The sequence below is a fragment of the Paenibacillus sp. FJAT-27812 genome, from assembly GCF_001273905.1.
Classification (GTDB): Bacteria; Bacillota; Bacilli; order Paenibacillales; family Paenibacillaceae; genus Pristimantibacillus.
On record NZ_LIGH01000001.1, the window covers coordinates 3179612 to 3191931 of the forward strand.

Annotated in this window: 12 protein-coding genes; 10 read left to right on the top strand and 2 right to left on the bottom strand. The window is 49.0% G+C overall.

Going from position 1 to position 12320, the window contains the following annotated elements; translation table 11 throughout:
• Positions 1 to 65 precede the first annotated feature (65 nt).
• Both ADU23_RS13365 and ADU23_RS13370 read right to left on the bottom strand, forming a co-directional pair.
• The gene (locus ADU23_RS13365; RefSeq protein WP_053374193.1) at positions 66 to 992 is read right to left on the bottom strand and encodes a phosphotransferase family protein; all 927 of its coding nucleotides are present in this window, start codon (positions 990 to 992) and stop codon (positions 66 to 68) included.
• 36 nt (positions 993 to 1028) lie between these two features.
• Positions 1029 to 2963, bottom strand: coding sequence for an ABC-F family ATP-binding cassette domain-containing protein (locus ADU23_RS13370; protein ID WP_053374194.1), 1935 nt, complete (start codon positions 2961 to 2963; stop codon positions 1029 to 1031).
• A 153-nt stretch (positions 2964 to 3116) separates the two neighbouring features.
• Here ADU23_RS13370 and ADU23_RS13375 point away from each other — a divergent pair, with 153 nt between their 5' ends.
• The 10 genes from ADU23_RS13375 to ADU23_RS13420 all read left to right on the top strand — a co-directional run bounded on the left by ADU23_RS13375 (position 3117) and on the right by ADU23_RS13420 (position 12318).
• Positions 3117 to 3725 carry a 5-formyltetrahydrofolate cyclo-ligase gene (locus ADU23_RS13375; RefSeq protein ID WP_157265768.1) on the top strand — a complete coding sequence of 203 codons (609 nt, stop codon included), beginning with the start codon at positions 3117 to 3119 and terminating at the stop codon, positions 3723 to 3725.
• Between the two features lie 84 nt (positions 3726 to 3809).
• On the top strand, positions 3810 to 4289 hold the full coding sequence (gene moaC, locus ADU23_RS13380; RefSeq protein WP_053374196.1) for a cyclic pyranopterin monophosphate synthase MoaC: 480 nt from the start codon (positions 3810 to 3812) through the stop codon (positions 4287 to 4289).
• A gap of 27 nt (positions 4290 to 4316) precedes the next feature.
• The gene (locus ADU23_RS13385; RefSeq protein ID WP_053374197.1) at positions 4317 to 4811 is read left to right on the top strand and encodes a MogA/MoaB family molybdenum cofactor biosynthesis protein; all 495 of its coding nucleotides are present in this window, start codon (positions 4317 to 4319) and stop codon (positions 4809 to 4811) included.
• The gene (locus ADU23_RS13390; protein ID WP_053374198.1) at positions 4808 to 5863 is read left to right on the top strand and encodes a molybdopterin-binding protein; all 1056 of its coding nucleotides are present in this window, start codon (positions 4808 to 4810) and stop codon (positions 5861 to 5863) included. Before ADU23_RS13385 ends, ADU23_RS13390 begins: the two co-directional genes overlap by 4 nt.
• Positions 5864 to 5916: 53 nt before the next feature.
• Positions 5917 to 6150 carry a twin-arginine translocase TatA/TatE family subunit gene (tatA, locus tag ADU23_RS13395; RefSeq protein ID WP_053374199.1) on the top strand — a complete coding sequence of 78 codons (234 nt, stop codon included), beginning with the start codon at positions 5917 to 5919 and terminating at the stop codon, positions 6148 to 6150.
• Between the two features lie 130 nt (positions 6151 to 6280).
• Positions 6281 to 7033, top strand: coding sequence for a twin-arginine translocase subunit TatC (gene tatC / locus ADU23_RS13400; protein WP_053377614.1), 753 nt, complete (start codon positions 6281 to 6283; stop codon positions 7031 to 7033).
• A gap of 120 nt (positions 7034 to 7153) precedes the next feature.
• The gene (locus ADU23_RS13405; RefSeq protein WP_053374200.1) at positions 7154 to 8320 is read left to right on the top strand and encodes a YhgE/Pip domain-containing protein; all 1167 of its coding nucleotides are present in this window, start codon (positions 7154 to 7156) and stop codon (positions 8318 to 8320) included.
• A 73-nt stretch (positions 8321 to 8393) separates the two neighbouring features.
• Complete coding sequence (locus ADU23_RS13410) at positions 8394 to 8984, top strand: TetR/AcrR family transcriptional regulator (protein ID WP_053374201.1); 591 nt, start codon at positions 8394 to 8396, stop codon at positions 8982 to 8984.
• Positions 8985 to 9321: 337 nt separating this feature from the next.
• Complete coding sequence (locus tag ADU23_RS13415; protein WP_053374202.1) at positions 9322 to 11157, top strand: heparinase II/III family protein; 1836 nt, start codon at positions 9322 to 9324, stop codon at positions 11155 to 11157.
• A gap of 27 nt (positions 11158 to 11184) precedes the next feature.
• On the top strand, positions 11185 to 12318 hold the full coding sequence (locus ADU23_RS13420) for a glycoside hydrolase family 88 protein (protein ID WP_053374203.1): 1134 nt from the start codon (positions 11185 to 11187) through the stop codon (positions 12316 to 12318).
• The last annotated feature ends 2 nt before the right edge of the window (positions 12319 to 12320 follow it).

Below are 12320 nucleotides of genomic sequence, written 5' to 3' on the forward strand. Positions count from 1 at the left end.
ATTAAGCATTTAGCTGGTAAATAATAAACGGCAGGCGAAGGAGTGCTCCTTCATCTGCCGTTTTTTCATTTTGATAATAGGCTAAGCATATAATTGTTCAATCGCTCGGCCATTAATGCATCGGTTAATCCGTTGACTCCAAATGCTGCCCATCCAGCATATACCGTTGGCTGTCCAAACAAGATGTCGACCAAGGACAGGAGATCCCAATAAGGCTCATATTGGAAGGAGGGACCTGCATATTTCATATATGCTTTCAAAAATGCGTCGGCAGTCTCAACGTCGTACAGCTGGGCTAAATCGACTCGACAATGACCGACATCGATGCCGGCAGGTCCGCGGCAAGCATTAACCCAATCGACAACACCGCTTACTTTGCCATCTTTCCATACTACATTGGCTGGATGATAGTCACGGTGAATTAACGAAGGTTTTGCCTTTGGCTGCGGCCCTTTTACTAGCGCGACAACCTTGTCCCAGCATTCCGTATAGGTTGACCAAGATGGAGACTCGAAAGTAGAAAGATCTTGGTACGTGAAATATGTCCAAGTAAAATGGTCTGCTTCGACTTTATGGATCTGAGCGAGCGTCTCCGCCAAGCCGTCGATCCACGACTCCATACTAGGCGGCCGCAAAACAACGGTACCAGACAGCTGCGTCATCAATACAGCCGGTATTCCGCAACTGTCGCCAGTTACGTCATAAGCAAGAATTCGAGGTGTCGAAACATCGGTTTGCGCGACTAAGCGTAAGCTTTCTGCCTCATGAAGCGCCAAATCCGGCTCTTCTTGAAGCCACTTTTCGTTGTCGACTTGCCGTAATACAACTTTTAATTCGTCGTCATTTACATGAAGCACGATGCTATGCATGATGGAGGACATTCCGCCATGCAGCCGCTGGATGGATCGAACGACTGCTTGCGGGTGCACGGCATCGATTACCCACTGCAGCATGCGAGCTGAAAGCTGATCTTTAGAATCGGATGTTATCATAATCCCATCGTTTCACGATTCTGCAGAAGAATGTTATTACATATATTGCTCCCATTCCTCGTAAGCATTCGATAAAGCGTTTTTGCGTGCTTCGATAGCAGCTTGGATTTCTTGAATCCGAATATAATCATTAAAAATCGCAGGATCAGCAAGCTGCTCCTCAAGCTCCGTAATCTGCTGCTCAAGTGCAGCAATTTCTTGCTCCAGCTGTTCGAGCTTCCGCTGCTTTGCCCGTTCCTCGCGTTTTGCTTGTTTGTCGGCTTCGTAGGAGCTAACAGGCGCATTGTCGGAATTAGCTGTAGATTTCGAGTTTGAAGCCTGTTTTGACAGTGCCTCGAGCCGTGCTTCCTCGATTTCATTTTTTTTCTCTATCATTTCGTCATAATTTCCTAGGAAATGATCCGTACCTGACGGTTTAAGTTCGACAATTCGTTCTGCCATCTTGTTTAGGAAGTAACGGTCATGCGAGATGAAGAGCAATGTCCCTTCATAGTCAAGCAATGCTGCTTCAAGCACCTCTTTGCTAAAGAGGTCAAGATGGTTCGTAGGCTCGTCCAAAATAAGCACATTGGCGCCGGCAAGCATAAGCTTGGCTAGAGAAACACGTGCTTTCTCACCGCCGCTTAGCGATGATATCCGCTTGAGCACATCTTCACCGCTGAACAAGAAGTTGCCGAGAACGGTGCGAATACGGGCTTCCTCCATATGGGCATAGCTGCCCCAAACCTCTTCTAGAACGGTATTTTGTCCGTTTAGCCTCGTTTGCTCTTGATCATAATAACCAAGCTTCACATGGGTTCCGAACCGAATGGTTCCCGTAGTTGGCTCATTCTGGCCGACGATCACCTTCAGCAGCGTGGATTTTCCAATACCGTTCGGACCAATCAGGGCAACGGTCTCTCCACGAGTAAGCTGGAAGGAGACATTGCGGAAGATGGGAGAGTCTTTGCCAGGAAACGTGACGGATACATCAGACACGGACAGCACGTCTTTACCGGTCTGGCGCTCGATTTCGAAAGTGAAATGAGCCTTCTTCAAATCGCCTTGAGGCTTGTCGAGACGATCCATTTTGTCCAACGCTTTGCGCCTGCTTTGCGCGCGCTTCGTTGTCGAAGCACGCACAAGGTTGCGCTGAACGAATTGTTCCATACGCGAGATTTCATCCTGCTGCTTCTCGAACTGGCGCATATTGATCTCGTATTCGGCAGCTTTCAGCTCCATATAGCGACTATAGTTCCCGGTGTAGCGCTTAGAAGTATGGCGCTCGATTTCAATAATCGTTTGGGCGAGCGCATCTAGGAAGTAGCGGTCATGGGATACGACAAGAATCGCTCCCGAATATCCGCGCAGATAGGATTCCAACCAGGTTAATGTCTCAATGTCGAGATAGTTGGTAGGCTCATCAAGCATGAGCAAATCGGGCGCTTGAAGCAAAATTCGGGCGAGAGCAAGCCGAGTCTTTTGTCCACCGCTTAATGTAGCGATTAACGTATCAGGCGGAAAGCTGCCAAAGCCCATACCGTGAAGGACGCTGTTAATGCGGGTGTTGATTTCAAAGCCGCCTTGCTCACGGTACCAATCTGAGCGTTTAGCGTACCGATCGAGTGTATCGGCATAACGTTTCTCATCTTCATGAAGCGCCGGATCGGCAATTTTGACCTCAAGCTCGCGCAGCTCCTGTTCAGCTTCGATTAAATGGGCAAACACAGCTCGCATTTCCGCCTCGATCGTCCGATCGGATTGCAAGCCGCTGTTCTGAGCAAGATAGCCGATTTTTGTTTCTTTTGCTTTATGGATTGCGCCTGAGTCAGCGGACATTTCGCCGGCGATAATTTTTAGGAGCGTTGATTTGCCTGCGCCGTTAACGCCAACGAGACCGATTCGTTCTCGTTCTTGTACCTGCATAGAAATATTGGATAATACGACATTTACGCCGTAGCTCTTCGTTACGTTAGAAACTTGCAGCAGCATTTTGAAACCTCCAACAAAAAATTGTAAAGAACGAATGCTTTTACTACTCAATAGTGTACCATAAACGAGCGCTAACATTGGCGAAAGTTGCATAACAGTGGTAAACTACTATTAATGAAAGAAAATGATGGGAAGCAGAATAGGTGAGTGCTTTTGGCTGAGCAAAATCAACTTGTCGATAAAGCATACATACGAAAACAGATGGCGATAAAGCGCAACAGCTTGCTGCCAGAGCAGCGGAAATTATGGTCAGACCTTGCCTGCGCGAATGCAGGAAAATGGCTTGAGCATCATTTGTCAGCAAAACTTATGGTTTACGTGTCTTTTCGAAGCGAGCTCGATTTGACCAGCCTCATTGAAGATTGCTGGCAAGCGGGAAGAGAGGTAATTGTACCAAGGTGCGTGGAGTCCGATCGTTCGATGACTCTTCATTATTTGCGCAGCTGGGACGATCTTATGCCTGGTGCTTACGGCATTATGGAGCCGAATCCCGCTGTGACACCGCCAATCGAAGAAGGTTATGTACCTGATATCGTATTGGTTCCGGGTATCGCTTTTGATCGGAATGGCGGACGCCTTGGTTACGGCGGCGGATATTATGACCGATTTGCGGAAGCGGTAGCTGGAGGAAATGACAAAACAACAAAGACGTTATGGCTCGGGATGTCGTTTGAGGCACAGTTCATTGCTGAAGTTCGGTTAGAGGAACATGATCTCAAAATGGATGGATGGATATCGGAGTCAGGCGTTTACTTGCTTTAATGAAAATGAGAGGCAAGCTAAATTAACGAAGCGGCGACGGCCTTTTTGGGTGGAGAGTCGTTTAGGCTAAAAGGAGCGATAGAGGTGGAGCTGACGCATTTTAACGAGCAGGGCCGGGCGCGGATGGTGGACATCTCTGATAAGGAAGTCACTTCACGCACAGCGGTCGCACAAACCAAAGTAACGATGAACCCTGACACATTAGCTCAAATCAAGGCAGGCAAGGTTGGAAAAGGCGATGTGCTGGCCGTTGCTCAGGTTGCCGCAATCATGGCCGCAAAAAAAACAGCTGATTGGATACCAATGTGTCATCCGCTCCCGCTCACAGGCATAAATGTAGTATTCAGCGATAATGGGACGGATGAGCTTTACATAGAAGGCACTGTAAAGACAACCGGAAAAACCGGCGTCGAGATGGAGGCGCTGACAGCTGTGTCAGCCGCAGCCTTAACGGTGTACGACATGTGCAAGGCGCTGCAAAAGGATATGGTGATTGGACCAACGCAGCTGGTATCGAAAACGGGCGGCAAAAGCGGTGATTATCGAATTTCGTCAAACCCATGAGCGGACTAGGGATGGGAGGAATGGTAAATGCGGTGGAAGGTAGCAATATTAACAGCAAGCGATAAAGGGTCGCGCGGGGAACGTGAAGATACGAGCGCGCAAGTTATTCGTGAGTTAATTGAGGAAGAGCTTGGCGGAGAAATTGTCGATTACCGGATTGTGCCGGATGAGCAGGACGAAATTATGGCAGCTATCATTGAAATGACCGAGTATTTCCATGCTGATCTTGTGCTTACGACAGGCGGAACAGGTCTTGCGGAGCGCGATGTTACTCCAGAAGCGACGCTTAAGGTCATTGACCGCGCTGTTCCGGGACTTGCGGAAGCGATGCGGATGGGCGCGCTCCAGAAAACGAGAAGAGCGATGCTTTCGAGAGGCGTATGCGGCATTAGAGGCAGCTCGCTTATCGTGAATCTGCCAGGGAGTCCAAAGGGCGTACATGAGAGTCTAATGGCGATCATGGATCAATTGCCGCATGCATTGGGCATTTTATCCGGTCAGCTGGGGGAGCATAGCTTATGAGCCGGAACCTTGAGCATGCACAGGACGGAACAGAGCAGCACGGCACAACCATACTTCGAGAAGTATCCGTATATGATGCGATTGGAATGCGTCTTGCCCATGACTTGACGCGTATTATTCCAGGCGAGTTCAAGGGCCGTTTATTCAAAAGAGGGCATGTGGTGGAAGAATCGGATATTCCGAGCCTTCTGGATATCGGGAAAGAGCATATCTATATTATGGAGCTTGGCGAGAACGAGCTCCATGAAGATGATGCGGCGATTCGAATGGCTGAAGCTTTATATGGCGATCAATTGCTATTATCTGAACCTCATGAGGGGAAAGTAAGCATAAAGTCGAATATGCTTGGCCTAGCCTCCATCGATAAAGGTATAGTTGATGCCATTAATGAGCTAGGGGAGATTGCCCTGGCTACAATTAAGACCAATACGGTCGTCAAGCCTGGTCAACAGCTGGCGGCAACAAGGGCGATACCGCTCGTCGTATCCAAAGCGAAGGTCGAGAAGGTAGAGCGACTTGCAGCCGAATACCGGATTGCGAACGGGGGAGCGTCGCCGCTTCACGTACGTCCCTTCCGGAAAATTCGGGCGGGATTGCTGACGACAGGCGGAGAAGTGTTTAACGGCAGAATCGAAGATAAATTTGGTCCGGCCGTAAGAAGCAAGCTCGAGGAGCTTGGCTCAGAGGTTGGGGAGCAGCGATTTGCGCCGGATGATAGACAAACAATTGTCAAGGAAATACACTATTTGCTTGAGCAGCGTTATGATATGATACTAGTAACAGGCGGGATGTCGGTTGATCCCGACGATCGCACGCCAGGCGCAATTAAAGCATCTGGAGCGGATATCGTAAGCTATGGAACGCCGATGCTGCCGGGCTCGATGCTGCTCATCGGATATTTGAACGGAGTTCCTATTATGGGCTTGCCGGGCTGTGTCATGCATGATCCTTATACGTCATTCGATGTTCTACTGCCGCGTATTCTGGCTGGAGATACGATCGTTCGTGAAGATATTGTCAGCATGGGATATGGCGGACTAAATAGCTGCTAATGTATAACGCTTACGAAGTATCATTACTCGTAAAGCTTTGAGGAGGTAACATCATGTCAGGGATAGGTGCAACGGGTATTATATTGCTTGTCTTGGTTGCTTTGCTTCTGTTTGGACCGAACAAGCTGCCAGAGCTTGGACGCGCATTTGGACGGACGCTGCGTGAGTTTAAAGCAGGCGCCAAAGACATCATGGAAGACGATGACCGCAAGGACAAGGATTCGAGTCGGGCTGAAGTGAATCGCTCGGAAAATATCGATAAAGACAATAAGCGGCTTCCGGACTAATCGGGCCCGCTTTTTTCTTGAACAAAGGGATGTAAACGCTAGGCGAAGGAGGTAAGTGCAGGTGGGATCGGAAGCAAAAAACCACTCGGACCAAAAATCACGAAAAGCGCTTCTGCGCGAAGAAGGGCTAATGCCGCTTCTTGAACATCTTGGCGAGCTTCGGAAACGCCTCGTGTATGTGCTCATCATACTAACCTTAGGTTTAGTCGTGGGGCTTATTTTCGCGCAGCCTGCTTATAACTTTCTTATGAGCCAGAAGCCGGCCAATACGATTTCCTTACATACTTTCTCGCTATGGGACGGCATCGGGATGTATATGAAATTCGCTTTTGTTATCGCCTTGATTTTGGCACTGCCTGTCATTGCGTATCAGCTTTGGGCGTTCGTAAAGCCAGCACTGCGCAAGAACGAGCAGCGCTCTACGCTCAAATACGTGCCATTCGCGCTGTTCATGTTTTTGATCGGATTGGCGTTTTCGTATTTTGTTGTGTTTCCGCTCGCATTCAACTTTACAAGAACGGTTTCGCAGCATTTGAATCTAGAGGAAACATACGGCATCGCCCAATATTTTACGTTTATGTTTAATCTGTTGATTCCGATATCGCTCCTATTCGAATTGCCGCTCGTCATTATGTTTTTGACGGCCATTCGATTAGTAAATCCGAAGCGGCTTCGCAAAATGCGTCGCCTTGCCTATTTTATTATGGTGTTTATCGGGGTTGTTATTACGCCGCCTGATTTCATTTCAGATGTTTTGGTGGCCATCCCTTTAATCATTTTGTATGAAATCAGTGTTTTTCTATCCGGAACGGTGCACAAAAAGCAGCTGGCGGCAGATGCCAAATGGGAAGCCGATTACGGAGAGTCACCCAATCATGTATAGCGGGAAGAAGAGAAAATAGCTCTTCTTCTTTTTTTTGTTGACAAGACAAGCCTCTCCAAGCAATAATTAAACAATCGTTTAAAACGGTTGTTTAAATAGAGAGAGCGGGAGTGGATAAGAATGAAACATGCATTTCAAGCATTTATGAAAAGGCCGACTACCTGGGTGGGCATTATTACGGCATTAATGTTCCAAGTGATTTTTTCGGTCATTTGGATGACGGGTTATAACGGCGTCACGGATCGTGTGGATCAGCTGCGGATTGCGGTTGTGAATGAGGATCAGCAAATGGGGCAACAAATTTCAAGCGGATTAATTCAAAACTTGCCTTTTGATATGAGGAAGGTAGACAGTGTTGATGAAGCTAAAAAGCAGTTGGATGAGCGTGAGCTTCAAATGGTCGTTGTTGTACCGGCGGATTTCTCGCAAAAGGCGGCAGCGGCAGACGGAACAGCTTCGATCCAATATTATATTAATGAATCGAATCCTGCGCTTATTAAAAGCATCATGAGCGGCGCGGCTGCGCAAATTACAGCAGAGGTTAATCGTCAGGCCGTAACAGGCGGCATTCAGGCGGTGCTTGGCAATATGAGCATGCCTGCTGAGCAAGCAGCGGCTGCGGCTCAAGGATTATCGCAGCGCGTTACGTCGGATATTCAATCGACGAATGCGGTAAAAGGTATGAACAATCAGATGGTTCCGATGATGATGGTGCTTGCATCGTATGTTGGCGCCATGATCATGGGCATGAATTTTGAGCAGTCGTCCATGGCTACGAGCGCTACTGTCAGCAGATGGCGCCGATTCGGTACAAGAAGCATCATTAATGTTGTAGCTGCTGTTCTTGTATCCTTAGTTGGCTCGACGATGCTTGCTTCCTTTGGCGGCCAAATGGATCAGGGCTTCCTTCACATTTGGTTGTTCCAGCTGCTCTTCCTGCTAACCTTCATATTCGTTTCCCAAATGTTCCTATATTTGTTTGGGATGGCAGGCATGCTCTTTAACATTATTTTGTTGTCGGCTCAGCTGGTTACCTCCGGCGCAATCGTTCCACGTGAATTGTTGTCGGATTTCTACATTAAGCTAGGCGATGCTCTTCCAGCTACTTATGCGGTGGACGGAACGATGAACATCTTGTTCGGCGGTCCGGCTGCTACGCCTGACGCGCTGAAATTAGTCATAATTGCGGTTGTCGCGTTTGCAATCAGCGTCCTTGCTGTAGCGGCAAAGCGGCAAGCGGTTCAGCAGCAGCAGCCTCAAGCGGTAATTGCAGGCCAAAAACGATAAAAGTTGGCACTCGCTTGCTGTTTGTCCGTAAATAGAACTAAATAAAAGAAATATGGATTCATGGAGGATGATCATGACAACAGGCGACGCGGATATAAAAATTAGAATATTGTTAGCAGCCAAAAAGCTGTTTGCAAAGAACGGCTTTGAAAAAACGACCGTTCGGCAAATATGCGAGGAGGCTGGAGCTAACATCGCGCTCGTGTCATATCATTTTGGCGGAAAAGAAAATATGTTCGGCGCTTTATTCGAGAACTTTTTTCCCAATGATCAAATCGCTGGGATAGATTCGACGCTTAATCCTGTAGAAGGCGTGCGGCTGCTTATTCGCGAGGTAACGAGGTTTAGATATAGCGATTATGAGCTCATCAGCATCATCCAGCAGGAAATCATAATGAACACGGACCGCATTCAAAAAATACGCAAGCATGTCATGCCGATGTGGAAGCTGCTGCGCCACTGGCTAAAGCAGGGCGAGGAACAGGGGCTGTTCCATTTTCGCTCACTAGATACCGCTTTGATGTCTATTATCGGCGCGCTTTTATTTCATAGACATACGGATTATTGGGCGATCTTGCTTGAAGAAGAGCATCCATCGCTGGAGACGATGAGCGAGGATTTGACTGCGTTCATTATGGGCGGCTTGTATTGCAAGGAAAACTAGCATGAACCACTAACTACCGCTTTGCGAGCAATCGCTGTGCGGTAGTTTTTTTTGGCTTTTGCGATCGACAAGTGGGTTTAACTGGAAAAGGAGAAATTAACGGTAGAAATTACTACGCAATAGATTGGAATCGTTGACTGAATGCAATCATTTGCAAATAGGTGAATAACTTCAGCCTTCTACTATTCCCTAACTATTGGTACAATCGATAAAGAGGCAGAAAGATCGTAATGAGTGTTCATGATTTTCTGCAAGCGTTTACGTAATGAGTTTGTGAGAATGATGAATGTGCGCCGTGCTCGGCAGCTTACACAAATGTAATAGGAGCGAACGAACAATGAATCGCAAGCGAATGAAGGAAGTTTTGGAGCTTAGCAGAAGGCGCGGACTCACGCTGCTTGCTTCGGAGAGCTCATCAGATAGGCTTGTTGCACGATTGCGGGAGTCCAAAACGAATCAGACGCTGATTATGGAAATTAAGTCGGAGGCTGACCTCTTGGTGCAGACGGCTGATCCTGAGCTTACCTATTCGCTATTTCGTGTATACGGCGAAACGGGAGAACGATTGGCGTACGAGCGCGTTTATTTTGAACGGCGCAAAAGGCTGAACGCTTTTGTCATCATGGCTCTTCTGGAGCCGGGCAATAAGGGGTATGAAACAGCCGCTTTGAATATCATTTGGTCGATTTGCAATGAGTTTACATGGTGCCTGCCTGCCCACTTTAATGCGGGAGCGGAGAAGCCGGACATCGATTTGTTTGCTGCGGAGACGGGTTTTGCGCTTAGCGAAGTCAGCTTGTTATTAGGCGAGCGCCTGCCTGCTTTGCTCCGCGAGCGGATAGAAGCAGAGGTGGAGCAGCGGATATTCCGTCCTTTTTTGAACCAAGGCCCGTATGGCTGGGAGACGGCTGAGCACAATTGGTCCGCGGTATGCGCCGGGTCGATAGGCGCTGCGGCTATTCACCTGATTGATGATACGGAGCGTTTGTCAGTGGTACTTGAGCGGGTGCTTCATTCGCTGGATTGTTATTTGAGCGGCTTCGGAGAGGATGGCGCATGCGCCGAAGGTTACTTGTACTGGCAGTACGGATTCGGCTACTACGTCTATTTTGCCCAGCTCCTAAAGTCGGCGACAGACGGCAAAATCAATTTATTTGATTCAGACAAGGTGAAGGAGATCGCGCTTTTCCAGCAGAAAAGCTTTACAGGCGGCAGCACGGTCGTCAATTTCTCTGATTCGCCCGCTTCAAGCGGCATCTTTATGGGACTTAGCTGCTGCTTGCATGGTGAATATGAAGAGGTAATCGTACCGGATGCGAGCTTGAGAGCGGACTATTCGGCAGATCATTGCGGCCGCTGGGCGCCTGCAATTCGTAATTTGGTATGGGTGCGCGAGGAATGGATGGAGTCAGACGCTTCCGGCAGCGTGGCGATCTGGCCCTCAGAATCGTATTATTTGCCCGATGTGCAGTGGCTTTTGTCCAGGCATGCTGCGGAGGATGGCGGCAGCTATAGCTTTGCGGCTAAGGGCGGCCATAATGAGGAGCCCCATAACCATAATGATACTGGCCACTTTATCGTGCATGCGGATGGACAAACGTATTTGGCTGATTTGGGCAGCGGGATGTATACGGCGCAATATTTTGGCGAGGAGCGGTACACGCTTTGGTGCAATGGCTCGCAGGGACATTCTGTCCCGATCATCGATGGCTGTCATCAGCAAAATGGCGCTACATACCGAGCAACCGTTATGGAAGCGTCTGCAGACAAGCTCTCTGACCAGCTGACGCTAGAATTAAGCGCGGCTTATGGTCATGCCGAGCTTGAATGCTTCAAGCGCCGCTTCCTCTGGAATAAGGATAGGCTGCCAGTTTTGACGCTGACTGACACGATTGCATTTGCAGCAAGCAGCGGGCAGAAGGAGCATACCGTGACGGAGCGGTTCATCACTTTTATTGCTCCCGAGTTAGCTGGGGAGGGCCGAGTTCTGCTAAAAGGCAAGCGGCAATTGAGCATGTCCTATAACCATCAGCTATGGGAGCCTGCCGTGACTCCGCGCAGCGATACCGATCATTTTGGGCATGAGCGCTTTTGGTATACGCTTGATTTTCAAGCTAAGGCTGTCACGGGACCAGCTTTGTCTGCTGAATTTATTTTTCAATTTGACTCATAAATCATTTATTGGCTGCGAGGAGAGGGAATGGCAATGGAACAGTTGTGGGTAAATGAAGCTTGGGAAAAGGTACATGAGAAGGTAACGCGAACGAGCAGCCGCATTGGCGCTAGATTTCCGCATGCAAGCGTGGATGGCGCTTATGTGCTGGAAGCGCCCCATTGGTGGACGGCGGGCTTCTGGCCGGGCTTGCTTTGGTTATTATACCGTGATTCGGAATCAAAGGATGAGCGCTATAAGGATATTGCCGAAGCATGCGAGCAGCAGCTCGATGAGGTGCTATTCGGCTATGACCGTTTGGACCACGACATTGGCTTTATTTGGTCGCTGACGAGCGTAGCCCGCTATAAGCTGCTTGGCGAGGAACAATCGCGCAGACGGGCGCTGCTTGCTGCCAGCGTGCTTAGCGGACGGTTTAATGTAAAAGGGAATTACATAAGGGCTTGGAATCCTTGGGGCGAGGGCGATCGCAACGAAGGCTGGGCGATCATCGATTGCATGATGAATTTGCCTCTGCTTTACTGGGCGAGCGAAACGACCGGCGATCCGCGATTTAAGCATTTGGCGATGGAGCACGCGGATACGGTGCTGGCGCATTTTATCCGGACGGATGGCTCCGTTAATCATATCGTTGTATTTGATCCGCAAACGGGGGATTTTGAAGGCGTAAACGGCGGTCAAGGCTTTGCTCCGAATTCTGCCTGGTCGCGCGGAGCTTCGTGGGCGATTTATGGGATGGCGCTTAGCTACCGGTATACGGGCGAGATAAGATATTTGGAGGCAGCAAAGCGGGTCGCTCATTTCTTCGTTGCGAACTTGCCTGAGGACTCGGTGCCGCATTGGGATTTCCGCTTGCCTTCAGGCGTTGAGCGTTACCGTGACACCTCGGCTGGCGCCTGTGCGGCCTGCGGCTTGCTAGAAATTGCAAGAGCGGTCCCAGATGAGGAATCCGGGCTTTATCAAGCTGCGGGAGAAAGAATCTTGCGAACGATGTATGAGCATTACGGCGCTTGGGACAATTCGCCGGAAGAAGGCTTGATTCTGCATGGGACAAGCCATTATCCAGAGCGCAGAAATATCGATGTACCGCTTATTTACGGTGACTATTTCTTCGTTGAAGGTTTGGCGCGGCTACGAGGAAATGCCGAGACGTTCTGGTAGGA

Bases quoted from the DNA above. Each gene is read 5' to 3' on its own strand.
- ADU23_RS13365 (WP_053374193.1), bottom strand. From the start codon at position 992: ATGATAACATCCGATTCTAAAGATCAGCTTTCAGCTCGCATGCTGCAG.
- ADU23_RS13370 (WP_053374194.1), bottom strand. From the start codon at position 2,963: ATGCTGCTGCAAGTTTCTAACGTAACGAAGAGCTACGGCGTAAATGTC.
- ADU23_RS13385 (WP_053374197.1), top strand. From the start codon at position 4,317: ATGCGGTGGAAGGTAGCAATATTAACAGCAAGCGATAAAGGGTCGCGC.
- ADU23_RS13390 (WP_053374198.1), top strand. From the start codon at position 4,808: ATGAGCCGGAACCTTGAGCATGCACAGGACGGAACAGAGCAGCACGGC.
- tatA (WP_053374199.1), top strand. From the start codon at position 5,917: ATGTCAGGGATAGGTGCAACGGGTATTATATTGCTTGTCTTGGTTGCT.
- tatC (WP_053377614.1), top strand. From the start codon at position 6,281: ATGCCGCTTCTTGAACATCTTGGCGAGCTTCGGAAACGCCTCGTGTAT.
- ADU23_RS13405 (WP_053374200.1), top strand. From the start codon at position 7,154: ATGAAACATGCATTTCAAGCATTTATGAAAAGGCCGACTACCTGGGTG.
- ADU23_RS13410 (WP_053374201.1), top strand. From the start codon at position 8,394: ATGACAACAGGCGACGCGGATATAAAAATTAGAATATTGTTAGCAGCC.
- ADU23_RS13415 (WP_053374202.1), top strand. From the start codon at position 9,322: ATGAATCGCAAGCGAATGAAGGAAGTTTTGGAGCTTAGCAGAAGGCGC.
- ADU23_RS13420 (WP_053374203.1), top strand. From the start codon at position 11,185: ATGGCAATGGAACAGTTGTGGGTAAATGAAGCTTGGGAAAAGGTACAT.